Source organism: Streptomyces sp. NPDC054047, assembly GCF_055585065.1.
Map to the genome: position 1 here is coordinate 1 of NZ_JBVJKV010000027.1, position 1257 is coordinate 1257.

The following is a 1257-nucleotide window of genomic DNA, read 5'->3' on the forward strand; positions in this document are numbered from 1 at the left end:
AATCCGCACACCAAGCCCGTCGTCTTCTGGGAGGAGGTGCTCGGCGACATCAACCGCACCGACCCCGACGTCATCTTCCTGGCGGAGGCCTTCACACGCCCGGCGATGATGCGCACCCTGGCCGCGATCGGCTTCCAGCAGTCCTACACCTACTTCACCTGGCGCAACACGAAGCCGGAACTCACTTCATACGTCCAGGAGTTGACCGACGAGACGGCTCACTACCTGCGGCCGAACTTCTTCGTCAACACCCCCGACATCCTGCCCGAGTTCCTCCAGCACGGCGGCCGCCCGGCCTTCGAGCTCCGCGCGGTGCTCGCCACGACCCTCGCGCCGACATGGGGCATGTACAGCGGTTACGAACTGTGCGAGGACACGCCCGTGCAGTCCGGCAGCGAGGAGTACCGGGACTCGGAGAAGTACCAACTGCGCCCGCGCGACTGGGAGTCGGCGCGGCGCGAAGGGCTCACCATCGAGCCGCTCGTCACCACGCTCAACGCGATCCGTCGACGCCATCCGGCGCTGCACCGGCTGCGCAACGTGCGCTTCCACTCCACGGACAACGAGCACGTGATCGCGTACAGCCGTCACGTGCCCGGTGACACGGTGCTGGTGGTGGTGAACCTCGACCCGCACCACACCCAGGAGGCGACCGTGCGCCTGGACTGCGCACGCCTGGACATCGCGCCCGGCACGTCCTTCCAGGTGCACGACGAACTGGGCGACGCGACCTACACGTGGGGCGAGGTCAATTACGTCCGTCTGACCCCGGGCGTGTCCCCCGCGCACGTATGCGCGGTCGGGTGAGGAAGCACGCGCTCCCCAGCCGTGCGGCAATGGAGGACCCATGACGATCAATGAGCCGGTGTCCGAGCTGGGCGAGGACACGCCCGCCAAGGACCGGGACCCCGAATGGTTCAAGCGTGCCGTGTTCTACGAGGTCCTGGTCCGCTCCTTCCACGACAGTGACGGCGACGGCATCGGCGACCTCAAGGGCGCCACCGCCAAGCTGGACTATCTGCAGTGGCTGGGCGTGGACTGCCTGTGGCTGCCGCCGTTCTTCACCTCCCCGCTGCGCGACGGCGGTTACGACGTGGCCAATTACATCGCCGTGCTGCCCGAGTTCGGTGATCTCGGGGATTTCGTCGAGTTCATCGATGCGGCGCATCAGCGGGGCATGCGCGTGATCATCGATTTCGTGATGAACCACACCAGCGATCAGCACCCGTGGTTCCAGCAGTCGCGCACCGACCCCGA

2 protein-coding genes are annotated in these 1257 nt (G+C 66.6%); both read left to right on the forward strand.

Translation table 11 applies throughout. The features are described from left to right. The coding region (locus ACZ6ZP_RS43160; RefSeq protein ID WP_469410581.1) for an alpha-amylase family protein at nt 1-807 on the forward strand (807 nt) is incomplete at its 5' end. 40 nt (nt 808-847) lie between these two features. Beyond that, on the forward strand, nt 848-1257 hold a 410-nt coding region (locus tag ACZ6ZP_RS43165), incomplete at its 3' end, for an alpha-amylase family glycosyl hydrolase (protein ID WP_351174282.1).